At 70.3% G+C, this 21,631-nt stretch carries 19 protein-coding genes; 17 read left to right on the top strand and 2 right to left on the bottom strand.

Annotated elements, in window-relative coordinates:
• Positions 1 to 65: 65 nt before the first annotated feature.
• Positions 66 to 1,313 (bottom strand): MFS transporter, encoded by a 1,248-nt coding sequence (locus tag MQN93_RS29720; protein ID WP_242711972.1) that lies wholly within the window; start codon positions 1,311 to 1,313, stop codon positions 66 to 68.
• Between the two features lie 131 nt (positions 1,314 to 1,444).
• Here MQN93_RS29720 and MQN93_RS29715 point away from each other — a divergent pair, with 131 nt between their 5' ends.
• The 17 genes from MQN93_RS29715 to MQN93_RS29635 all read left to right on the top strand — a co-directional run bounded on the left by MQN93_RS29715 (position 1,445) and on the right by MQN93_RS29635 (position 20,063).
• A complete protein-coding gene (locus MQN93_RS29715) occupies positions 1,445 to 1,858 on the top strand; it encodes a DUF6010 family protein (RefSeq protein WP_242711971.1) in 414 nt (137 codons plus the stop codon).
• 98 nt (positions 1,859 to 1,956) lie between these two features.
• Positions 1,957 to 2,556, top strand: a complete 600-nt coding sequence (locus MQN93_RS29710) for a TIGR03086 family metal-binding protein (RefSeq protein ID WP_242711970.1) — start codon at positions 1,957 to 1,959, stop codon at positions 2,554 to 2,556.
• Between the two features lie 125 nt (positions 2,557 to 2,681).
• Positions 2,682 to 3,338: a GntR family transcriptional regulator gene (locus MQN93_RS29705; protein ID WP_016436181.1), complete on the top strand. Its 657-nt coding sequence runs from the start codon at positions 2,682 to 2,684 to the stop codon at positions 3,336 to 3,338.
• On the top strand, positions 3,335 to 4,246 hold the full coding sequence (locus MQN93_RS29700) for a dihydrodipicolinate synthase family protein (protein ID WP_016436182.1): 912 nt from the start codon (positions 3,335 to 3,337) through the stop codon (positions 4,244 to 4,246). The genes MQN93_RS29705 and MQN93_RS29700 overlap by 4 nt, the downstream gene beginning before the upstream one ends.
• On the top strand, positions 4,243 to 5,964 hold the full coding sequence (gene araD, locus MQN93_RS29695; protein WP_242711969.1) for an L-arabinonate dehydratase: 1,722 nt from the start codon (positions 4,243 to 4,245) through the stop codon (positions 5,962 to 5,964). Before MQN93_RS29700 ends, araD begins: the two co-directional genes overlap by 4 nt.
• Positions 5,965 to 6,080: 116 nt before the next feature.
• Positions 6,081 to 7,016 carry a carbohydrate ABC transporter permease gene (locus MQN93_RS29690; RefSeq protein ID WP_242711968.1) on the top strand — a complete coding sequence of 312 codons (936 nt, stop codon included), beginning with the start codon at positions 6,081 to 6,083 and terminating at the stop codon, positions 7,014 to 7,016.
• Positions 7,013 to 7,897, top strand: a complete 885-nt coding sequence (locus tag MQN93_RS29685; protein WP_016436185.1) for a carbohydrate ABC transporter permease — start codon at positions 7,013 to 7,015, stop codon at positions 7,895 to 7,897. Before MQN93_RS29690 ends, MQN93_RS29685 begins: the two co-directional genes overlap by 4 nt.
• A gap of 109 nt (positions 7,898 to 8,006) precedes the next feature.
• Complete coding sequence (locus MQN93_RS29680) at positions 8,007 to 9,149, top strand: Gfo/Idh/MocA family protein (RefSeq protein ID WP_242711967.1); 1,143 nt, start codon at positions 8,007 to 8,009, stop codon at positions 9,147 to 9,149.
• The gene (locus MQN93_RS29675) at positions 9,149 to 9,994 is read left to right on the top strand and encodes a DUF6807 domain-containing protein (protein WP_242711966.1); all 846 of its coding nucleotides are present in this window, start codon (positions 9,149 to 9,151) and stop codon (positions 9,992 to 9,994) included. Before MQN93_RS29680 ends, MQN93_RS29675 begins: the two co-directional genes overlap by 1 nt.
• On the top strand, positions 9,991 to 11,490 hold the full coding sequence (locus MQN93_RS29670; RefSeq protein WP_242711965.1) for a glycoside hydrolase family 43 protein: 1,500 nt from the start codon (positions 9,991 to 9,993) through the stop codon (positions 11,488 to 11,490). Before MQN93_RS29675 ends, MQN93_RS29670 begins: the two co-directional genes overlap by 4 nt.
• Before the next feature lie 56 nt (positions 11,491 to 11,546).
• Positions 11,547 to 12,884, top strand: coding sequence for an ABC transporter substrate-binding protein (locus MQN93_RS29665; RefSeq protein ID WP_242711964.1), 1,338 nt, complete (start codon positions 11,547 to 11,549; stop codon positions 12,882 to 12,884).
• A 114-nt stretch (positions 12,885 to 12,998) separates the two neighbouring features.
• Positions 12,999 to 13,805, top strand: coding sequence for a rhamnogalacturonan acetylesterase (locus MQN93_RS29660; protein WP_242711963.1), 807 nt, complete (start codon positions 12,999 to 13,001; stop codon positions 13,803 to 13,805).
• 16 nt (positions 13,806 to 13,821) lie between these two features.
• Positions 13,822 to 15,135 (top strand): pectate lyase family protein, encoded by a 1,314-nt coding sequence (locus MQN93_RS29655; RefSeq protein ID WP_242711962.1) that lies wholly within the window; start codon positions 13,822 to 13,824, stop codon positions 15,133 to 15,135.
• Between the two features lie 100 nt (positions 15,136 to 15,235).
• Positions 15,236 to 16,363 (top strand): pectinesterase family protein, encoded by a 1,128-nt coding sequence (locus MQN93_RS29650; protein WP_242711961.1) that lies wholly within the window; start codon positions 15,236 to 15,238, stop codon positions 16,361 to 16,363.
• Positions 16,350 to 17,507: a dienelactone hydrolase family protein gene (locus MQN93_RS29645; protein WP_242711960.1), complete on the top strand. Its 1,158-nt coding sequence runs from the start codon at positions 16,350 to 16,352 to the stop codon at positions 17,505 to 17,507. The genes MQN93_RS29650 and MQN93_RS29645 overlap by 14 nt, the downstream gene beginning before the upstream one ends.
• Positions 17,508 to 17,645: 138 nt before the next feature.
• The gene (locus MQN93_RS29640) at positions 17,646 to 18,443 is read left to right on the top strand and encodes an HAD family acid phosphatase (RefSeq protein WP_242711959.1); all 798 of its coding nucleotides are present in this window, start codon (positions 17,646 to 17,648) and stop codon (positions 18,441 to 18,443) included.
• Positions 18,444 to 18,611: 168 nt separating this feature from the next.
• Entirely contained in the window at positions 18,612 to 20,063 is a 1,452-nt protein-coding gene (locus MQN93_RS29635) for an NCS2 family permease (RefSeq protein WP_242711958.1), read from the top strand.
• 69 nt (positions 20,064 to 20,132) lie between these two features.
• Here the strand turns inward: MQN93_RS29635 and MQN93_RS29630 are convergent, their stop codons facing one another.
• Positions 20,133 to 21,581, bottom strand: coding sequence for a peptidoglycan D,D-transpeptidase FtsI family protein (locus tag MQN93_RS29630; RefSeq protein ID WP_242711957.1), 1,449 nt, complete (start codon positions 21,579 to 21,581; stop codon positions 20,133 to 20,135).
• Positions 21,582 to 21,631: the final 50 nt, after the last annotated feature.

The raw sequence follows: 21,631 nt of genomic DNA, 5'->3' as shown, positions 1-21,631 counted from the left end.
ATCGCCACCCTGGCGGCCGACCCGGCCGCGGTCAGAGGGCTCGGGGCCACATAACTGCAGCTCTGTCACGCCGGGTTGGCGTCGGACGGCGATCTGTCGCTGGTGCGGGAGGCGCTCGCTCGGCTCTGCATCAGGGCCGCGGCGGTCGCCAGCAGCGCGACCCCCAGGGTCGCGAGCACCAGGCGGTAGTCGATCAGTTCGACCAGGGCTGCGCCCGCGGCGAGGCCGAGCACGTTGGGGGTGAACATGAGGGTGTTGGCTGTGGCGGCCGTGCGGCCGAGAAGGGGGCCCGGGGTCTCGCGCTGTACGGCCGTCATCGCGGCGATCAGCACGCACGGCAGCCCCACTCCGCTCGCCGCGCTGCAGGCGAGTGCCACGGCGTCGGACGGCACCGCCCGGCCCGCCACCGCGCACGCCGTCAGGGCGATCCCGAACGCGGCGAACCGGCGCTGGCCCAGCAGGCGCAGTCCGGCGCCCGAGGTCAGCCCGAGCAGGACCGAACCCGCGCCCTGGACGGCGTAGAGCACGCCGGCGTAGGCGGGGGCGTGGCCGAGGCCGTCGACGACGGCGTAGAGCAGCGCGCCGCTCACCCCCGCGCAGAGCATCGTGCCGCCGCCCGCCAGGACCAGTGGCCGCAGCCGGGTGTGGGCCCACAGACAGCGCGTGCCCTCGGCCGTCCGCTCCCACCAGCCGGTCGTGGGCGGCGTCATCCTGTCCTCGCGGACTCGCAAGAGCGTGCACACCCCCGCCGCCAGCACGAACGTGACCGAGTCCAGCAGGGCCACACCCGATCCGCCGTAGGCCGCGTACAGGCCCGCTCCCGCGAGGGGCGCCACCAGCTTCATGCCCTCGGTGGCCGTCATGCGCAGCCCGTTGAAGTCGCCGAGCAGGGACCGGTCGACGGCGGCGGCGACGAGGGCCGACTCGGCGGCGTCCTCGACGACGCCCGCGGCGCCGTAGACGAACAGGACCGCGTAGAGCAGCCAGAGGCGGCCGGGGGAGTCGACGGTGAAGAGGGTGAGCAGGAGGACGGCCAGCAGCAGGTTCGTGCCGATCAGCAGGGGCTTGCGGCGCACCCGGTCGGCGAGGGTGCCGAGCAGGGGGCCGGCGAGCGTGGGCGTCCACATGGCGAGCAGGCACAGCGCCGCGAGGCCGTTCGAGCCGGTCAGGTCCTTGACCCACACACCCGACGCCAGCCACAGCGCCGACGTCCCGAAGCCGGAGACCACCACGCCCACGAGATACAGCCCCGCGTTGCGGTCCCGCAGGACCCGCACCACCGCCCATGCCGGTGTCGATAGCGATGTCGTCATGCCTGGCCATCGTGGGTCTAAGACCCCCGCTCGGGCATGGGGCAACTGCCTTAGAAAGGCGGCGGAATCCCGTGGGAAGCTGTCGGTAATCCCCATGGGACGCCCCGCGCGCCCGCCCTAGCGTCGGCACCATGAACTACGTCGCCCCGATCCTCATCGGCCTCCTCTACGTCCTGCTGATGTGCCTGGTCCGCGAGCCGCACCGACGCAGGCTCAACGCGGTCATGGTCGGCGGGGCGGGCGCCGCCTATCTGAGCGGCGGCGGCCTCGGCGGCTGGGAGTTCGCCTTCACCGCGGTCGCCACCTATGTCGCCTACCGGGGCCTGGACTCCTGGACCTTCGTCGGCATCGGCTGGCTCATGCACACCGCGTGGGACGTCGTGCACCACGTCAAGGGCAACCCGATCATCCCCTTCGCCCACAGCTCCTCGCTGGGGTGCGCGATCTGCGACCCGGTGATCGCCCTGTGGTGCCTGGGCGGCGGCCGCACACCGGCCGAGCTGCTGCGCACGGCACGTCCCGACCCCGAGCCCGGCATGCGATGAGTTCTGCGCTCCGGAGCGGTCCACACCTCGGAGAACCCTTCGAGAACCTTAGAGAACCTTCGAGAGCCTTCGAGGCCCCGGACCACGAGGAGCAACGCATGACGGACAACACGACCCTCGACCTCGGACCGCAGACGCGTGTCATCGCGAGGCTCGCCCAGGGGGTGCGCGAGGAGCACATGACGGGCCCCACGCCCTGCCCCGACTACACCGTGCAGGGCCTGCTGGGCCATGTCCTCGGCCTGACCGTCGCCTTCCGCGACGCCGCCCGCAAGGACTTGGGCGGCTCGACCGACACCGCCCCGGACCCCGCCGCCGTGCCGGAACTCGGCCCGGGCTGGCGCGAGGAGCTGTCCAAGGTGCTCGACGAGCTGGCCGAGTCCTGGCGCGACCCCGCCGCCTGGACGGGCATGACCCGCGCCGGCGGCATCGACCTGCCCGGCGACGTCGCCGCGGCCGTCGCCACCGACGAACTGGTGATCCACGGCTGGGACCTCGCCCGCGCCACCGGCCAGGACTACGACCCCGACCCGGCCGCCCTGCGGATGTGCCACGACTTCCTGTTCGCCGCGGCGGACGACCCGAGCCGCGGCGGCGGCATCTTCGGCCCCGTCGTGCCGGTGCCGTCCGGCGCCGACCTGCTCGACCGGGCGGTCGGGCTGAGCGGACGAAAGCCGGACTGGCGCCCGGAGCACTGAATTCCTTACTCGGAAGCCTTCTTTTGTCAGAGGCATTGACGAAGGCCGCGCCCGCTCCTACCTTCATCGCGTCGTACTTCGTACGTCATATATGAGACGCGATACGCGAGATCCGAGAGGCGCGCATGACCTCTGTGCCCCTGCCGATCCCGTCCCGCACGCAATATGTGCTGGACGCGATCAAACACCGCATCCTCACCGGGCAGTTGACGCCCGGTCAGGCCCTGGTCGAGACCGACCTCGCCGCACAGTTCGGGGTGTCCAAGACCCCCGTGCGCGAGGCGCTCAAGACCCTGGCCGGCACCGGTCTTGTGGTGATGAGCCAGTACAAGGGCGTCACGGTGCGCATGGTGGACGCCGACATGGCGCGCGAGGTCTACGACGTACGGCTGCTGCTCGAACCGGAGGCGCTGAGGCGGGCGGTCGGGCGCGGTGCCTCGCTCGACGATGCGCGCGAGGCCCTGACCCGGGCCGACAACGCGGCCGACACCGCCGAACGCTCCCTCGCCAACCGGGAGTTCCACCGCGCGCTCTACCTGCCGTGCGGCAACCCGCTGCTCGGCCGGATGCTCGACGAGGTCCGCGACCAGGCCGCCCTGGTCTCCGCCGTGGCCTGGGCCGCGGACCCGTCCTGGGAGCGGGAGGCGGGCGAGCACCGCGAGATCCTGCGGCTCGCCCTCGACGGCGACGCGGACGGCGCGGCCCGTGCCCTGCACGCGCACATCGCGTCCTTCGTGCGGCGAGCGTTCCCCGAGGCCCAGGCAGAGGAAGGTCAGTCATGAGCAGCGCGGCGTTCGAGACCCAGCGGGCGGCCCTGGCCGACGTGGTGGCGATCCCGGTGACCCCGTTCGCCGAGGACGGCAGCGTCGACAGGGACGTCCACCGGGCGCTGCTGCGTCGGCTGCTGGACGGCGGCGTCACCACCCTCACCCCGAACGGCAACACCGGCGAGTTCTACGCCCTCACCCCCGAGGAGCGCCGCCTGGTCACCGAGCTGACCCTCGACGAGGCGGGGGACCGGGCCGTGGTCCTGGCCGGCGTCGGTCTCGACGTGCCGACCGCCGTCGACTCCGCCCGGCACGCCCGCGAGCACGGCGCCCGGATGGTGATGGTCCATCAGCCCGTCCACCCGTACGTCTCCCAGGCCGGCTGGGTCGACTACCACCGCGCCATCGCCGAGTCCGTCCCGGAGCTGGGCGTCGTCCCGTACATCCGCAATGCCCAGCTCACCGGAGCCCGGCTCGCCCAGCTGGCCGACGCCTGCCCGAACGTGATCGGCGTCAAGTACGCCGTGCCGGACGCCGCCAAGTTCGCCGCGTTCGCACGGGACGCGGGCCTGGACCGGTTCGTCTGGGTGGCCGGTCTCGCCGAGCCGTACGCCCCCTCCTACTTCTCGGCGGGCGCCACCGGCTTCACCTCGGGGCTGGTGAACGTCGCCCCGTCCGTCTCGCTGAACATGATCGAAGCGCTTCGATCCGGCGACTACCCGGCCGCCATGAAGGTCTGGGAACAGATCCGCCGCTTCGAGGAGCTGCGCGCGGCCAACGGCTCCGCCGACAACGTCACCGTCGTCAAGGAGGCCCTCGCCTCCCTCGGCCTGTGCCGCCGCGAGGTCCGTCCGCCGAGCAAGCCGCTGGCGGAGGACAAGCGCGCCGAGGTCGCCGCGATAGCCGCGGGGTGGTCGATATGAAGTCCCCCGAAGAGCTCAGAAGCCACCAGTGGTACGGCACCGAGGGCCAGTTGCGCACCTGGTCGCACAACGCCCGGATGCGCCAGCTGGGTTACGAGGCCGAGGAGTACCGGGGCCGCCCCGTCATCGCCGTCGTCAACACCTGGTCCGACATCAACCCCTGCCACGTCCATCTGCGCGAGCGCGCGGAGGCGGTCAAGCGCGGGGTGTGGCAGGCCGGCGGCTTCCCGCTCGAATTCCCGGTGGCCACGCTCTCGGAGACGTACCAGAAGCCGACCCCGATGCTCTACCGCAACCTGCTCGCGATGGAGACGGAGGAGCTGCTGCGCTCCTATCCGGTCGACGCGGCGGTGCTGCTCGGCGGCTGCGACAAGTCGACGCCCGCACTGCTCATGGGTGCCGCCTCGGCCGACGTACCGTCCCTGTTCGTGCCCGCGGGGCCGATGCTGCCGGGGCACTGGCGCGGGGAGACCCTCGGCTCCGGCACCGACATGTGGAAGTACTGGGACGAGCACCGCGCGGGCAACCTCACCGACTGCGAACTGCGCGAGCTGCAGGGCGGGTTGGCGCGCTCACCGGGTCACTGCATGACGATGGGGACCGCGTCCACGATGACCGCGGCGGCCGAGGCCCTCGGCATGACGCTGCCGGGCGCCTCCTCGATCCCCGCCGTCGACTCCGGGCACGAGCGGATGGCCGCGGCTTCCGGACGTCGCGCCGTCGAGCTGGCCTGGAGCGGCCTCGCGCCCTCCGGCATCCTCACCCGCGAGGCGTTCGAGGACGCCGTCACCACCGTGCTCGGGCTCGGCGGCTCCACCAACGCGGTCATCCATCTGATCGCGATGGCGGGACGCTGCCAAGTCCCGCTCACCCTCGACGACTTCGACCGCATCGCGCGCACCGTGCCGGTGCTGGCGAACGTGCGGCCGGGCGGACGGACGTACCTCATGGAGGACTTCTACTTCGCCGGCGGCCTGCCCGCGTTCCTCTCACGGATCACCGACCTGCTGCACCTGGACCGGTCGACCGTGAACGGCACGCTGGGGGAGCAGATTCAGGGTGCGGTCGTCCACGACGACGACGTCATCCGCACCCGCGAGAACCCGGTCGCCGCCGAGGGCGGGGTCGCCGTCCTGCGCGGCAACCTCTGCCCGGACGGCGCCGTCATCAAGCACATCGCGGCCGAGCCGCACCTGCTGAAGCACACCGGTCCCGCGGTCGTCTTCGACGACTACAGGACCATGCAACGCACCATCGACGACCCGGATTTGAACATCACCGCCGACAGCGTGCTGGTGCTGCGGGGCGCCGGGCCCAAGGGCGGCCCCGGCATGCCCGAGTACGGCATGCTGCCGATCCCGGACCACCTGCTCAAGCAGGGCGTGCGGGACATGGTGCGGATCTCCGACGCGCGAATGAGCGGCACGAGCTACGGCACCTGCGTGCTGCACGTCGCGCCCGAGTCGTACGTCGGCGGACCGCTGGCCCTCGTACGCACCGGGGACCTCATCACCCTCGACGTCCAGGCGCGCTCCCTCCACCTCCATGTGGACGACACGGAGTTGGAGCGGCGCAGGGCCAATTGGACGCCGCCGCCCATCCGTTACGAGCGCGGCTACGGCGCGCTCTACAACGAACAGATCACCCAGGCCGACACCGGCTGCGACTTCGAGTTCCTGGCCCGCCCGGGCAAGGTCGCGGACCCGTACGCCGGCTGACTCATCGAGCAGCAGAACCACCCATTGCCACATCCGTTGAGAAAGCGCTTCCTGTACCGCAAGAGCACGCCGCACGCACGCCGCACGCACGACGCACCGAGAACGGAGACCCTGTCATGGCCCAAGCCGCAGCCGTGGCGAAACCGCCCCCGCCACCTCGGCGGCGCCGTGCCTCCGCCGCGCCGCGCAGGCTCCCGTACCTGCTGATCGCACCGGCGGCCCTGCTGATGCTGGGCTTCATCGCCTACCCGGTCATCAGCGTCTTCTACTACAGCCTGCAGAACTACAACCCCACCAAGCCGTGGCGGAACGGCTTCGCGGGCACCGAGAACTTCGTCCAGATCTTCACCAAGGACCCGCAGTTCTGGGACACGCTGACCTTCAGCGCCAAGTGGGTCTTCGTCGAAGTGGGTCTGCAGCTGCTCTTCGGCCTCGCGCTCGCGCTGATCGTCAACCAGACCTTCGTCGGCCGGGCGCTGGGCCGCGCGCTCGTCTTCTCCCCGTGGGCCGTCTCCGGCGTGCTGACCTCGGCGATCTGGGTGCTGCTCTACAACTCCCAGACGGGCATCACCCGTTACCTCGCGGACATGGGCATCGGCTCGTACGGCACCAGCTGGCTCTCGGACACCTCCACCGTCTTCCCGGCGGCGATCGTCGCCGACCTGTGGCGCGGCGTCCCCTTCTTCGCGATCCTCATCCTCGCCGACCTGCAGTCCGTCTCGAAGGACCTGTACGAGGCCGCCGAAGTCGACGGGGCGAGCCGGCTCAAGCAGTTCTGGCACATCACCCTGCCGCATCTGAAGGACGCCATCGTCCTGTCCACGCTGCTGCGCGCGGTGTGGGAGTTCAACAACGTCGACCTGCTCTACACCCTGACCGGCGGCGGACCGGCGGGCGAGACCACCACCCTGCCGCTCTACATCGCCAACACCAGCGTCGACGCACACAACTTCGGCTACGCCTCCGCCCTGACCACGGTGGCGTTCGTGATCCTGCTCTTCTGCTCGATCGTCTATCTGCGGCTGAGCAAGTTCGGAGGTGAGCAGAAGTGATCACCGAGATCGCACCCGCGCCGGACCGTGTGGCGTCCGAGCCCGCCCGGCCGAGGAGGAAGCGCCGCGCCTGGGACGAGGTCCCCCGCTGGCACATCTACCTCCCGCTCAGCCTCTATCTGCTCTTCACGCTCGTCCCCTTCTACTGGATCCTGCTCTTCGCGCTGCGCCCGGCCGGCTCGACCTCCCTCGTGCCCTGGCCGATGACCTTCGACCACTTCGACAAGGTCTGGAACGAACGGGCCTTCGCCACCTTCTTCCAGAACAGCGTGCTGGTCGGCATTGCGACCCTGGTGATGACGACGCTGGTCGCGCTGGCCGGCGGCTACGCCCTCGCCCGGTTCGACTTCCGGGTCAAGAAGGCCTTCATGCTGGCCCTGCTGTGCACCCAGTTCGTGCCGGGCGCACTGCTCCTGGTACCGCTGTTCGAGATCTTCGCCAAGCTGCAGATGATCAACTCGCTGGGCAGCGTCATCATCGCCGAGACCGTCTTCCAGCTGCCGCTGTCTATGATCCTGATCAGCGGGTTCATCCGGAACGTGCCGGCCTCGCTGGAGGAGGCCGCCTGGGTCGACGGCTGCAACCGGTTCACCGCCTTCCGCATCGTCGTCCTGCCGCTGCTGCGGCCCGGGTTGATCGCGGTCGGCTCCTTCGCCTTCGTGCACGCCTGGAACCACTTCCTGTTCGCCCTGATGTTCCTGAGCGACCAGGGCAAGCAGACCATCCCGGTCGGCCTCAACACCCTGATGAGCGCGGACAGCGTCGACCTCGGCGCGCTCGCCGCGGGCGGCATCATCGCGGCCGTGCCCGTCGTGATCGTGTTCGCCTTCATCCAGAAGTGGCTGATCACCGGGTTCAGCGCGGGGGCGGTGAAGGGATGAGGCGGCGTCAACTCAGGGTGTACAGCGCGGTGTTGACAGCGGCCGGCTCGCCGGTGCCCGCCGGTGCGCGTCACATCGGCCCGGACCTAAAGGGCGCGGGGAGGATCCCATGACCGTACCCGTCGTCCTCGCCGGCGCACGCGGTCACGGCCGCCGGCACCTGGACAACATCCGCCGGCTCCAGGACCAGGGCGCCGTCCGGCTCGCCGGGATCTGCGAGCTGACCCCGCTGGCCGCCGACGAGATCCCCGAAGGGCTCGGCACGCCCGAGCAGTCCGCCGACCTCGGCGCACTCCTCGACTCCACGGGCGCCCGGCTCGCGGTGATCTCCACACCCATCCCGACCCACACCGACCTGGCGCTGACGGCCGCGCGCAAGGGCGCGCACCTGCTCCTGGAGAAGCCGCCCGCGCCCTCCTGCGCGGAGTTCCGCCGGATGGCCGACGGGGTCGCCGCGGCGGGCGTGGCCTGCCAGATCGGCTTCCAGTCGCTGGGCTCCCTGGCGGTGCCCACGATCCTCGCGCTGGCCGACGAGGGCGCGATCGGCGAGGTCGTCGGGATCGGCGGGGCCGGTGCCTGGGCGCGCACGGAGTCCTACTACCGGCGCGCGCCCTGGGCCGGCAAGCGGCGCCTCGACGGCGTAGACGTGATCGACGGCGTGCTGACCAACCCGCTCGCACACGTGGTCGCCACCGCCCTCGCCCTGGGCCGTTCCACCCACGAGGAGGACGTCACCGGCATCGAGCCGGAGCTGTGGCGCGCCAACGACATCGAGTCCGACGACACCTCCTGCGTACGCATCACCACCGCCCGGGGCGTCCCCGTCACCGTCGCCGCGACCCTGTGCGCCGAGCACCCCGGCGAACCGTATGTCGTGGTGCACGGCACCAGCGGCCGGATCACCTTCTGGTACAAGCAGGACCGCGTCCTGCTCCAGCGTGCGGGTCACGGCCCCGAGGAGTACGTGTACGGCCGCACCGACCTGCTGGAGAACCTGGTCGCGCACGTCACGGACGGCACCGCGCTGCTGGTCCCTCCCGCCTCGACCGGGGCCTTCATGACGGTCGTTGAAGCGGTTCGACAGGCCCCCGATCCGGCCCCGCTGCCCACCGCGGCCTGGCATGCGGTTGCCGACGAGGACCGCAGGGTCGTCGACGGCGTCGACGCACTCGTCGCCACCTGTGCCGACACCCTCGCCCTCTACTCCGAACTCGGCGCCACCTGGGCCCCACCGAAAGAGGTGAGCACCTGATGACGACCAACGACTCGCCCGTCCTGCGCGTCGCGGGCCGCCCGATCGGCCGGTATGTCACCCGGCCCGAGCTGCCGGACCGGCTCTCCCCGCGGCCGTATCTGCACCCCGTGACCACCCTGGCCGGTACGGCGGTCACCGAGCTGAGCCCCGCCGATCACACCCACCACCTCGGCGTCGGTGTCGCCGTTCCCGACGTCGAGGGGCACAACTTCTGGGGCGGCCGGACCTTCGTACGCGACCAGGGCCCCACCGAGCTGGACAACCACGGCGCCCAGCGCCACACCTCCTTCCTGCTGCGCGAGCCCGACGGCTTCGTGGAGGAGCTGCGCTGGGTGGCGGCCGGTGTCGAGCTGCTGCGCGAGCGCCGCACCGTGGCGGCCACCGAACTCACCGACACCGCGTGGGCGCTGGACTTCACCTTCTCCCTGACCAATGTCACCCCCGGCCCGCTGTCCATCGGCAGCCCCGCCACCAACGGACGCCCCGGCGCGGCCTACGGCGGCTTCTTCTGGCGGGCCCGCAAGGAGCACACGGCACCGCACGTCTTCACCGCGGACCGTGAGGGCGAGAGCGCGGTGCACGGCACCCGCGCCGACTGGCTCGCGCTCGCGGGCAGCACCTGGACCCTGGTCCTCGCCGGTGCCACCGACGCCACCCGCCACGACCCGTGGTTCGTGCGCACCGCCGAATACCCGGGCGTGGGCTCGTCGTTGGCGCACGAAGCGCGGCTGCCGGTCCCACCCGGTGAGACGGTCCTGCGGCGCGTGGTCACCGTGGTCGCCGACGGCGGCCTCGGCCCGGACGAAGCGGCGGCACTGGTGCGCAAGGCGGTGCACCGGTGACGTACACGAACCCCGTCCTCGACGCCGACTGGTCCGACCCGGACGTCGTCCGCGTGGGCGACGACTTCTATCTCACCGCGTCGAGCTTCGGCCGCGTGCCCGGGCTGCCGCTGCTGCACTCCCGCGACCTGGTCAACTGGACGCTGGTCGGCCATGCCCTGCAACGCCTGGAACCCGCCGCCGAGTTCCGCACCCCACGCCACGACTGCGGGGTCTGGGCACCCTCGATCCGGCACCACGAGGACCGTTTCTGGATCTACTGGGGCGATCCCGACCAGGGCATCTTCCAGGTCAACGCCCCCGAGATACGCGGTCCTTGGACGCGCCCGCACCTGGTGAAGGCAGGAAAGGGGCTCATCGACCCGTGCCCGCTGTGGGACGAGGAGAGTGGCGAGGCGTATCTCGTGCACGCCTGGGCGAAGTCCCGCTCCGGCGTCAAGAACCGCCTCACCGGCCACCGGATGCACCCCGACGGCACCGAACTCCTCGACGAGGGCAAGGTGATCGTCGACGGCGACCGGATACCGGGGTGGTTCACCCTCGAAGGACCCAAGCTTTACCGGCACGACGGCTGGTTCTGGATCCTCGCGCCGGCCGGGGGAGTCGAGACCGGCTGGCAGGGAGCCCTGCGCTCACGCGGCTTCTTCGGGCCCTACGAGGAACGCATCGTCCTGGAGCAGAAGGACACCGACGTCAACGGGCCGCACCAGGGCGCCTGGGTGCGCACCCCGTCCGGCGAGGACTGGTTCCTGCACTTCCAGCACAAGGGCCCCTACGGCCGGGTCGTGCACCTCCAGCCGATGCGCTGGGGCGCGGACGGCTGGCCGGTGATCGGGGACGACGGCGCCCCCGTCGCCGAGCACGAGAAGCCCGGGCTGCCTGCGCAGCCGCCCGCCGCGCCCGCCACCGACGACGACTTCCCCGGCGGACGCTTCGGCCGCCAGTGGTCGTGGACCGTCAACCCGCGGGCGGGCTGGGCCACTCAGCACTCCGGTGACGGCCTCCGGCTGACCTGCGTCCGCTCCGCCGACGCGCACGACCTGCGCCGGATCCCGAACGTCCTCACCCAGCGGCTGCCCGGCACCCCGTCCGCCGTCGAGGTCGACCTCACCCTGCACAGCGAGGAACCGGGGGCGCGGGCCGGACTCGCGGTGCTCGGGGACGCGTTCGGCTGGATCGGTCTCCAGCGGGGGTCCGACGGCACGGTCCAGCTCGTCCACCGGTTCGCCGAGCCGGTCGCGGAGCGGGAACGGGACGCCGCCCATCCGCTGCCCGCTCCCGAGGGACGCGTGCGGCTGCGGATCGAGATCGGCGCGGGGGCGCGCTGCCGCTTCTCGTACGACCTCGGGGACGGCCCGCGCTCCTCGGGTCCCGTCTTCGCCGCCACCCCCTGGCGCTGGGTCGGCGCCCTGCTCGGCCTGTTCGCGCTGGCGCCCACCGGGACGGGGCACGCCGGCGCGGCGACCTTCACGCACTTCCGGATCACCTCCCTGTAACAGCGCACCCCCCACGACGTCGTATGTCCGTCCGTCCAGAAGAAGAGAGCCGACCAATGAAGAGCAGCATCCGCAGAAGCAGGCGCGCGGCCGTCGCCGTCGCCCTGGGCTCCGTGCTCGCGCTGACCGCCACCGCCTGCGGCGACGACGGCAGCGGAAGCGCGGGGGACAAGGGCAACGAGGGCTCCGGCAAGGGCGAGATCACCTTCTGGGACAACAACGGCGGTGTCCGTACCGACATCTGGAAGGAGATCATCGTCGACTTCGAGAAGAAGAACCCGGACATCAAGGTCAACTACGTCGGCATCCCGGCCGCGAGCGCCCAGTCCAAGTACGACACCGCCATCCAGGGCGGCGGGCTGCCCGACGTCGGCGGTGTGGGCACCGCGATGCTCGCCGAGGTCGCGGTCCAGGGTGCGCTGGAGCCGCTGGACGGCCGGCTGGCGAAGAGCTCGCTGAACGGCAAGCTCAGCCAGAACCTGCTGGACAGCAGCAAGGCCGCGGGCGGCGGCGACAAGCTGTACCAGATCCCCACGTCGTCGAACAACGGCACGCTGTGGTACCGCACCGACCTGTTCGAGAAGGCCGGTCTGGACGCACCGACGACCTGGGACAAGTTCTACGCGGCCGCCGACAAGCTCACGAACAAGGGCAAGAACGAGTTCGGGTTCACCATTCGTGGAGGTGAGGGATCCATCGCGCCGGCGCTGGACGCGGCGTACAGCCAGAGCGGGATCACCTCGTTCTGGAACGGCGACAAGACGACGGTCAACGACCCCAAGAACGTGGCCGCGTTGGAGAAGTACGTCGCGCTCTACAAGAAGGACACCCCGTCCGCCGACGTCAACAACGACTTCACCAAGATGGTCGCCCAGTGGGACAGCGGCACGATCGGCATGCTGAGCCACAACCTCGGTTCGTACCAGGACCATCTGAAGGCACTGGGCGCCGAGAAGTTCCGGGGCCTGCCCAACCCGACGCAGGCCGACGGCACACGGGTGCAGATCTCCAATCCGGTCGACGGGATGAGCCTGTTCAAGTCCAGCAAGAACAAGGCGGCCGCGTGGAAGTTCATCGAGTTCGCCGTCTCGCATGAGGAGAACTCGAAGTTCAACGAGTCCGCCGGGCAGATTCCCGCGAACACGGAGGCGGCCGGAGACGAGTGGATCCAGAAGGCGGAGCCGACGAAGCTGGCGGCGCAGGCGCTGAACGGTGACGGCACGAAGATCGTGCAGCTGCCGTACTACCTGCCGGACTGGAACACGATCTCCAAGGCCGACAACGAGCCGAACTTCCAGAAGGTGCTGCTCGGAAAGATGAGCGTGAAGGACTTCCTGGACACGGTCGCGGACCAGTTGAACAAGGCGCAGGCGGACTGGAAGCAGAACCACTGAGGTCTTTTGTGGTTTCGGTTCGTGAGGGACTGCCGGTTGGTAGTGGCTGGTCGCGCAGTTCCCCGCGCCCCCAAACAGGCAAGCTCGTCCCACCCATGTTTGAAAGGTACCGGTGTGGCTCTTACTCGAAGACAGGTCGGCATGGCGGTGGGCGCCGCTGTTCCTCTCGCCCTTTCGGGGGTCGGCAATGCGCAGGCGGCGTCGCGGCGTCGCACGCTGTATATCGCCGGTGATTCCACCGCCGCGCAGAAATACGCGGACGCCGCCCCCGAGACGGGGTGGGGTATGGCGTTTCCCTTCTTTGTGCGGAAGGGGCTCGCTGTCGCCAATCACGCCGTGAACGGGCGGAGTTCGAAGAGTTTCGTGGACGAGGGGCGGCTCGGGGCGATCCTCGAACTGATCCGGCCCGGAGATCTTCTCCTCGTCCAGTTCGCGCACAACGACGAGAAGAGCGGGGATCCGACCCGCTACACCGAGCCCTGGACGACGTACCAGGACTGTCTGCGGCTGTACATCGAGGGAGCGCGGGCGCACGGGGCCCGGCCCGTACTCGCCACTCCGGTCGAGCGCCGCAGGTTCGACGCCGACGGGAACGCCGTGCCGACCCACGGTGAGTATCCGGCGGCGATGCGTGCCCTCGCCGGGCGGGAGCGGGTGCCGCTGCTCGACATCGAGGCGCTGTCCCTGGCGCTGTGGCAGGAGCTCGGGGTCGAGGAGACGAAGGTCTACTTCAACTGGACCGCCACCGAGCAGGACAACACGCACTTCAATCCGCCGGGCGCGATCGCCGTGGCGCGGCTCGTGGCGCGGGAGTTGCTGCGCACCCGGGTGCTCGCGCCGCGCGACGTCGTCCGGCTGCACGACGAGATTCCGACGTCCTGGATCACCTGGCCCGAGGCGACCGGCAGCCCGGCCGCGTAAACGAGGAGAGTCGCACGTGCGTACACAGATATGTCATGGACGCGTCATAGCATCGATCGTGGGATGCACCGCCCTGGTGCTCGGCGTCACGGGGACGGCCGCCGCGCATGCCCAGCACCATGAGACCGCCCGGCAGGTGCTGGGCGCGCACGACGGGTGGGGGTCCTACGGCACCGGCACCACGGGTGGCGCGGCCGCCGACGCCGCGCATGTCCACACCGTCACCGACTGGGCCGGCTTCAAGGCCGCCCTGGCCGACGGCGGCAGCGCGCCGAAGATCATCAAGGTGAAGGGTGTCATCGACGCCGACGGGCCGAGCTGCGACTCGTTCCAGGCGCCGGGCTACGACCTCGACGCCTATCTCGCCACGTACGACCCCGCGGTGTGGGGCCGCGACAGAACCCTGGACGACGAGCCCGACGACAGCCCCGAGGGCCTGCGCCGCGCCTCCGCCGCCAACCAGGACGCGTACATCAAGGCCACCGTGCCCGCCAACACCACCATCATCGGGGTCGGCAGGAACGCCGGCTTCCACGGCGCCAGCCTGCAGATCAAGGACGTCGACAACGTCATCGTGCGCAACCTGGCCTTCGAGAGCCCGCTCGACTGCTTCCCGCAGTGGGACCCGACCGACACCGCCGACGGCAACTGGAACTCCGAGTACGACAGCGCGGTCGTGTACAACTCCACGCACGTGTGGATGGACCACAACACGTTCACGGACGGCGACCACCCCGACAGCACGCTGCCGAGCTACTACGGACGGATCTACCAGCAGCACGACGGCGAGCTGGACATCGTCAAGGGCGCGGACTACGTCACGGCCTCCTGGAACGTCTTCGAGGACCACGACAAGACGATCCTGATCGGCAACAGCGACAGCGCCTCGACGGCCGCCGTCGACCGCGGCCATCTCAAGGTCACCTTCCACCACAACCTGTTCTCGAACCTGGTGGAGCGGGCGCCGCGGGTCCGCTTCGGCCAGGTCGACTCGTACAACAACCACTTCGTGGCCAAGGACGGCTACGGCTACAGCTACGGGATCGGCCTGGAGTCCCAACTCGTCGCGCAGCACAACGCGTTCACGCTGCCCGACGGGATCGGCGCCGGGACGATCCTCAAGCGGTGGAACGACGCGCCGCTGACCGCCGACGACAACTACGTCAACGGCAGGCGGGTCGATCTGATCGCCGTCCACAACGCCGAGGTGCCGACCGAGATCCTGCGGTCGGGCGCCGGCTGGACGCCGACCCTGCGCACCCGGATCGACCCGGCCAGGGCGGTCCCCGCCATCGTCGACCACCACGCGGGCGCGGGCCACTTGCACTGACGCCGCCCCATCCACAACGGCCGGGACACCCCCGTCCCGGCCCACCCCCCCCACACACGAGGACGTACCCGCACGAGCCGCAGACTCAAGGAGCTTCAGCATGCCCGCGTCCAGACCTCAACCACCCCTGTCCAGAAGGGGATTCCTCCTCGCGACCGCCGGTGCGACCGCCGCACTCGGCCTCGCGGCCGTCCCCGCGCGCGCCGCCGGCGGCCCCCGCCCGTTCGGCCGGTACGGTTCCCCGCGGCGCCGTCTCACCCCCGGCACCCTCTACGTCGACCCGTACGGCCGCGGCGACTTCGCCACCGTCCAGGCCGCCGTGACCGCGGCGAGCGGCAGCGGCCGCACACTGGTCCTCGCACCCGGCGTCTACCGGGAGACGGTCGCCGTCGACGCCACCCGCACCGGCGCCACCTGGATCGGCGCCTCCGAAAACCCCCGCGACGTCGTGATCGTGTACGACAACGCGGCCGGCACCCCCAAGCCCGGCGGCGGCACCTACGGCACGACCGGATCCGCCACCACGACCGTGCAGGCCGACGGCTTCACCGCCCGCTGGATCACCTTCGCCAACGACTGGCTGCGGGCCGAGCACCCGGAGATCACGGGGACGCAGGCGGTGGCCGTCAAGGTGCAGGGGGACCGCAGTGCCTTCATCCACTGCCGCTTCCTCGGCCACCAGGACACGCTCTACGCCGACTCCATGGCGCTCGGCACCTTCGCCCGCCAGTACTACGCCCACTGCTATGTCGAGGGCGACGTCGACTTCGTCTTCGGGCGGGCGACCGCGGTCTACGAGCAGTGCCACTTCCGCACCCTGGACCGCACCGACCTGGCCGCCGCCCCCTACGGCTTCGTCTTCGCGCCCTCCACGGCGGTGACCAACCCGCGCGGCTACCTGGTGACGCGGAGCCGGGTGAGCAGCGAGGCCCCGGACGCCGCCTACAAGCTGGCCCGCCCCTGGGTGCCCAGCTCCGACACCACCGCCCGCCCGAGTCTCGTCGTCCGTGACACCCACCTCGGCGCGGGGATCGACGCGGTCGCGCCCTACACCAACATGTCGGACGCGTACCCGTGGCAGAGCCAGCGGTTCGCCGAGTACCGCAACACCGGCCCCGGCGCCGTGATCACGGTCCCGCAGAACCGGCCCCAACTCGCCCGCGAACAGGCCGAGTCGGCCACCCGCGCCGCGTACCTGGGCGACTGGAGGCCGTATGAGCGCCGATGAACCCCTGGGGCGGCGGGCCTTCGTGGTGGGGGCCGGGGCGGCGGCGCTGCTCGGCGGGGGAGCGGTCCCGGCGAGTGCGGCGGTCGTGGACGGGCCGCTGCCCGACTTCCACCAGGCACTCAAGGACGAGCTGAACTTCCCGCTGGCATGGGGCACTTCACCCGTCCGCGACTTCGCCACCTGGCGCCGTGCCGCCCGTGCCGTGGTCGAGGAGCACCTTCTGGGCGACCGCCAGGACGGGACGCCGTACGCGCCCGAGTTCACCGCCCGCTCCCAAGGTGACGGGTACACACGCCAGTTGGTGACCGTCTCCCTGACCCGCTACGAACGCGTCCGCGGTGCGCTGCTCACCCCGGACGGCGCCGGGCCCTTCCCGGCCGTACTGCTGCTGCACGACCACGGCGCCAAGTTCGACATCGGCAAGGAGAAGCTCGTCCGGCCCTGGTACGACGACACCCGGCTCACCTCCGCCGAGGCCTGGGCGGACACGTACTTCAGCGGCCGTTTCGTCGGCGACGAACTGGCCCGGCGCGGGTACGTGGTGCTCTGCCTCGACGCGCTCGGCTGGGGCGACCGCGGGAGCGTGACCTACGACCAGCAGCAGGCCCTCGCCGCCAACTTCTACAACCTCGGCTCCTCGCTCGCCGGGCTCATGGCCCGGGAGGACGCCAGGGCGGTCGCCTTCCTCGCCGGGCTCGACCGTGTGGACGCGCACCGGGTCGCCGCCGCCGGCTTCTCGATGGGCGCCTACCGCGCCTGGCAGACCGCCGCGCTCAGCGACCACGTCGCGGCCACCGCCGCCGTGTGCTGGATGACCGGCCTGAAGGACATGATGGTGCCCGGCAACAACACCCTGCGCGGACAGTCCGCGTACTACATGCTCCACCCCGGGCTCGCCCGCTACCTCGACATCCCCGACGTCGCGAGCATCGCCGCGCCCCGGCCGATGCTGCTGCTCGACGGCGAGCAGGACCCGCTGTTCACCGCCGAGGGCGTCCGCGCCGCCTACGCCAAGCTGCGCGCCGTCTGGCACTCCCGCCACGCCTCGCAGCGGCTGCGCACCGAGATCTGGCCGGGACTCGGCCATGTCTTCACGGAGCCCATGCAGGAGGAGGTCTTCGCCTGGCTCGACTCCGTCCTGTGAACACCCCCACCGGGACAGGGACTTGTACGCGGCGGCGCCGGTGGTCCGGGGTGCTTGACCCGTTTTTTACCCGACACGGAGGTATCGATCGGGCAACGGGTCTCGCGCCCAGCCGCGTGACGCGCGTAGAAACCTGTCATGCATAAGCCTCTGCGTATCGCGGCGATCGCCGCAGCATGTGCTCTCGCCGGCGGCGCTCTCTACGGCGCCGGTGCGGCCACGGCCGGCCAGTCCACGGCCAACTCCACCCACGAGCCCTACAACATCGGGCTCCTGGTGAAGGACATCGACACCTACTACGGCACGACGGCGGACGCCGACGGCGTGTACCAGGCGTCGCCGACCAGCCCGTACGCCAAGGACCTGGCGCGTATCGACTCCGCGGCCAGGCACTACATCGACAAGGCGGCGCACAAGGCGCGTCACCACGGCGAGAAGCCCGCGGTCGTCTTCGACATCGACGACACGCTGCTGCTCAGCCTCGACTACGAGAAGCGCTACAACTACACGTACAACTCCGCCACTTGGGCGGCGTACGTGAACAGGGCCGACCGGCCCGAGGTCTTCGGCAGCCCCGAACTCGTGCGCTACGCCGAGAAGAAGGGTGTCGAGGTCTTCTACAACTCGGGCCTGAACGAGGCGCAGCGCTCGGCGGCCGTGGAGAACCTGAAGAAGGTCGGCGCCGACGTCAACCTCGACGCCGACCACATGTTCCTCAAGGACGCGGCCAACCCGCCGGCGTATCTGAGCGCCTGCGCCACGCCGGGCACCTGGACCTGCACGACCGTGCAGTACAAGGCCGGCACGCGCAAGCACATCGAGAAGGACCTCGGGTACGACATCATCGCCAACTTCGGCGACCAGTACTCCGACCTCGACGGCGGTTACGCCGACCAGAAGTACAAGCTGCCGAACCCGACGTACTTCGTCAGCTGACCCCGCACCCGGGGCCTGCCGGAACCGCTGAACCCGAACGCCCCCGCCGGTCGTCACCGCCGGGGGCGTCCTTCACGTAACACGGGGAAAACCTGAAACCGGCGAAACGAGGGAACAATCCAGCCAGCACCCGCACACTGATCCATCCGGCCACGAGGAGCACCCGCCATGAGCGACACCGAGAAGACGGTCGACCGGCCACGTGCCGTACCACCAGCGGCGAACGGAGTCGACCGGTACTTCAGGATCTCCGAGCGGGGATCCACCTTCGGCCGGGAGATACGCGGCGGCTTCGCCACGTTCTTCACGATGGCCTACATCCTTGTCCTGAATCCCATCATCCTCGGCAGCGCGAAGGACAAGTTCGGGCACACCCTCGACACCGGCCAACTCGTCACCGCCACCGCCCTGGTGGCCTGTGTGATGACGGTGATCATGGGCGTCGGCGGCAATCTGCCGCTCGCCATCGCGGCGGGCCTCGGCCTCAACGCCGTGGTCGCCTTCCAGCTCGCCCCGATCATGAGCTGGGCGGATGCGATGGGCCTGGTCGTCCTCGAGGGCATCGTGATCTGCGTGCTGGTGGTCACCGGGCTGCGCAAGGCGATCATGGACGCCATCCCGCATCAGCTGAAGCAGGCCATCGGCGTCGGCATCGGACTGTTCATCGCCTTCATCGGCTTCGTCGACGCGGGCTTCGTCAGCCGTATCCCGGACGCCGCGGACACCACCGTGCCCGTGCAACTCGGCTCCGCCGGGCGGCTCACCGGCTGGCCCGTGCTGGTCTTCTGCCTCGGGGTGCTGCTCACCATCGCGCTGATCGCACGCAAGGTGAAGGGCGCGATCCTGATCAGCATCGTGACGATGACCGTCGTCGCGATCGTCATCGACGCGGTCGCGGACATCAAGAGCTGGGGCCTGACCACCCCGCACGTGCCCGACAAGGTCGTCTCGACGCCCGACTTCGGACTCGTCGGCGACTTCAGCCTCTTCGGCGGCTTCGCGGAGGCCGGGATCCTCACCGCGGTGCTGCTGGTGTTCACCCTGATCCTCTCGGACTTCTTCGACGCCATGGGCACCATCGTCGGCATCAGCGCGGAGGCCGGGCTGCTCGACGAGCAGGGCCAGGTGCCGGGCATCGGCCGCGTCCTGTTCATCGACGGCGCGGCGGCCGTGGCCGGCGGGCTCGGCTCCGCCTCCTCCAACACCGCCTACATCGAGTCCGCCGCCGGTGTCGGCGAGGGCGCGCGCACCGGCTTCGCCAACCTGATCACCGGCGCACTCTTCGGGCTCGCGCTCTTCCTCACCCCGGTGCTGACGATCGTCCCGCTGCAGGCGGCTGCGCCCGCCCTGATCGCCGTCGGCTTCCTGATGATGACCCACGTCAAGCACATCGACTGGGACCGCTACGAGATCGCCATCCCGGCCTTCCTGACCATCGCCGCGATGCCCTTCACCTACTCCATCACGGACGGCATCGGCGCCGGCTTCCTCGCCTACGTCGTCATCAAGACGGTGCTCGGCAAGGCGCGGGAGGTGCACTGGCTGCTGTGGGGGGTTTCGGCGCTGTTCCTCGTGTACTTCGCGATCGATCCGGTGGAGCAGATCCTCGGTGTGAAGTGAGGACGCTGCGCGCTCGGCCGCGGGTTCGTCGTGGCCGAGCGCGCAGTTCCCCGCGCCCCTTCGGTGCGCTCAGTGCAGGGCCGCTTCCATCATTGCCCTGGCCACGGGGGCGGCCAGCCCGTTTCCGCTGACCTCGGAGCGGGCCGCGTCCGACTGCTCGACGACGACCGCGACCGCGACCTGCTTGCCGTCCGCCTTGCCGTAGGAGGTGAACCAGGCATACGGCGTCTTGCTGTTGTTCTCGCCGTGCTGGGCGGTGCCGGTCTTGCCGCCCACGGTCACGCCGTCGATCCGCGCGTTGGTGCCCGTGCCCTTCTCCACGACCGTCTGCATCGCCGACTGCAGCTGCTCGGCGGTGGAGGAGCTGACGATCTGCTCGGTGGACGTGTCGTCGTCGTAGTTCTTCAGCACGTCGCCGCCGCTGTCGGTGGTCTGCGCGACCATGTGCGGCGAGCGCAGCTTGCCGCCGTCGGCGATGGCCGCGGAGACCATGGCCATCTGCAGCGGGGTCGCCGTGACGTCGTACTGCCCGATGCCCGTCAGGGCCGTGGAGGAGCGGTCCATGTCCGAGGGGTAGACGCTGGTGTACGCCCGCACCGGCACATCCTGCGTGGTGTCGTTGAAGCCGAACTTCTCGGCCATCGCCCTCACCTTGTCCTGGCCGAGGTCGACGGCCATCTTCGCGAAGACGTTGTTGCACGAATACTGCAGCCCGGTGCGGATCGAGGCGTTCTCGCAGGGCGCGCTCGGGTTCTCGTTGGACAGGTCGGTGGTGGTGCCCGGCAGGGTGTACGGGTCGGGGCTGTCGGTCTTCTCGTCCACCGAGGAGTACAGCCCGTCCTCCAGCGCGGCGGCCGCGACGACCAGCTTGAACGTCGAGCCCGGCGGGAGCGGCTGGCGCAGGGCGCGGTTGGTCAGCGGCTTGTCGGGGTCGGCGTTGAGCTTCTTCCAGGCGGTGCCCGCGGTGTTGGCGTCGGTCAGCGTCGTCGGGTCGTAGGACGGTGTGGAGACGACCGCGAGGATCCTGCCGGTCGCCGGGTCGATCGCGACGGCGGCGCCCTTCTTGTCGCCGAGCGCGTCGTACGCGGCCTTCTGCACGTCCGGGTCGATCGTGGTGATCACGTCACCGGGATCGGCGCGCTTTCCGGTGACGGTGTCCATCACGGTGCCCAGGCTGGTGTCCGTGCCGTCGAGGAGGTGCTGGTAGATGCCCTCCAGCTGGGTGGGGGCGTAGGCCTGCGAGGCGTAGCCCGTCACCGCGGCGTACAGCTTGCCGTCCTTGTACGTGCGCTTGTACTTCAGGTCGCTGTCCTTCGTCGGCGCCGAGCCGGTGATGGACCGGCCGCCCACGATGATGTTCCCGAGCGGCTCCGCGTACGTCTTGATCGCGTTGCGCCGGTTCTTGGTGTCGTCCGCGAGGGCCTTGGCGTCGTAGAACTGCAGCCAGGTCGCCCTGACCAGCAGAGCGAACACCAGGAGCAGTGTGAAGACGGAGGCCCGCCTGATCGTCTTGTTCATCCCGCCTTGAGGACGAGCGAAGGCGAGCGGATCGTTCCCTTCCGCGCCGA

This window comes from Streptomyces spinosisporus (assembly GCF_022698145.1).
GTDB classification, from domain to species: Bacteria; Actinomycetota; Actinomycetes; order Streptomycetales; family Streptomycetaceae; genus Streptomyces; species Streptomyces spinosisporus.
This window is presented reverse-complemented; position numbering and strand designations above follow the sequence as displayed.

Excerpts from the sequence above, each read along its gene's own strand:
- MQN93_RS29635 (WP_242711958.1), top strand. The coding sequence starts at position 18,612 with ATGAGCGACACCGAGAAGACGGTCGACCGGCCACGTGCCGTACCACCA.
- MQN93_RS29645 (WP_242711960.1), top strand. The coding sequence starts at position 16,350 with ATGAGCGCCGATGAACCCCTGGGGCGGCGGGCCTTCGTGGTGGGGGCC.
- MQN93_RS29720 (WP_242711972.1), bottom strand. The coding sequence starts at position 1,313 with ATGACGACATCGCTATCGACACCGGCATGGGCGGTGGTGCGGGTCCTG.
- MQN93_RS29705 (WP_016436181.1), top strand. The coding sequence starts at position 2,682 with ATGACCTCTGTGCCCCTGCCGATCCCGTCCCGCACGCAATATGTGCTG.
- MQN93_RS29640 (WP_242711959.1), top strand. The coding sequence starts at position 17,646 with ATGCATAAGCCTCTGCGTATCGCGGCGATCGCCGCAGCATGTGCTCTC.
- araD (WP_242711969.1), top strand. The coding sequence starts at position 4,243 with ATGAAGTCCCCCGAAGAGCTCAGAAGCCACCAGTGGTACGGCACCGAG.
- MQN93_RS29630 (WP_242711957.1), bottom strand. The coding sequence starts at position 21,581 with ATGAACAAGACGATCAGGCGGGCCTCCGTCTTCACACTGCTCCTGGTG.
- MQN93_RS29665 (WP_242711964.1), top strand. The coding sequence starts at position 11,547 with ATGAAGAGCAGCATCCGCAGAAGCAGGCGCGCGGCCGTCGCCGTCGCC.
- MQN93_RS29680 (WP_242711967.1), top strand. The coding sequence starts at position 8,007 with ATGACCGTACCCGTCGTCCTCGCCGGCGCACGCGGTCACGGCCGCCGG.
- MQN93_RS29715 (WP_242711971.1), top strand. The coding sequence starts at position 1,445 with ATGAACTACGTCGCCCCGATCCTCATCGGCCTCCTCTACGTCCTGCTG.
- MQN93_RS29710 (WP_242711970.1), top strand. The coding sequence starts at position 1,957 with ATGACGGACAACACGACCCTCGACCTCGGACCGCAGACGCGTGTCATC.
- MQN93_RS29675 (WP_242711966.1), top strand. The coding sequence starts at position 9,149 with ATGACGACCAACGACTCGCCCGTCCTGCGCGTCGCGGGCCGCCCGATC.
- MQN93_RS29700 (WP_016436182.1), top strand. The coding sequence starts at position 3,335 with ATGAGCAGCGCGGCGTTCGAGACCCAGCGGGCGGCCCTGGCCGACGTG.
- MQN93_RS29650 (WP_242711961.1), top strand. The coding sequence starts at position 15,236 with ATGCCCGCGTCCAGACCTCAACCACCCCTGTCCAGAAGGGGATTCCTC.
- MQN93_RS29690 (WP_242711968.1), top strand. The coding sequence starts at position 6,081 with ATGGCCCAAGCCGCAGCCGTGGCGAAACCGCCCCCGCCACCTCGGCGG.